Origin of the sequence: Streptomyces katrae (genome assembly GCF_000966975.1) — a bacterium.
GTDB lineage: Bacteria > Actinomycetota > Actinomycetes > Streptomycetales > Streptomycetaceae > Streptomyces > Streptomyces katrae.
In genome coordinates this window covers 1-209 of sequence record NZ_JZWV01001854.1, presented here as the reverse complement: position 1 = coordinate 209, position 209 = coordinate 1, and the positions used below count along the sequence as shown (strand labels likewise).

At 84.2% G+C, this 209-nt stretch carries 1 protein-coding gene; it reads left to right on the top strand.

Annotated features, from left to right (window positions below):
- On the top strand, window positions 1-209 hold a 209-nt coding region (locus VR44_RS40810), incomplete at both ends, for a hypothetical protein (protein ID WP_045952766.1).

Below are 209 nucleotides of genomic sequence, written 5' to 3'. Positions count from 1 at the left end.
GCCCCTCCCTCGCCGAAGCCGCCGGCAGCCAGGGCGGCTGCGCCCACCACGCCGACCCCCTGCCCGTCGCCGGCCAGGCCCGCGAGGTCGCCCGCCGGCTCCTCGCCGAAGCCCCCGCCCGCACCCGCCCCACCCTGCTGCTCGCCGCCCTCGCCACCCGCCCCACCACCGCCCTGCTCCGCCGGGCCGGCCGCCCCGACGCCGAAGCG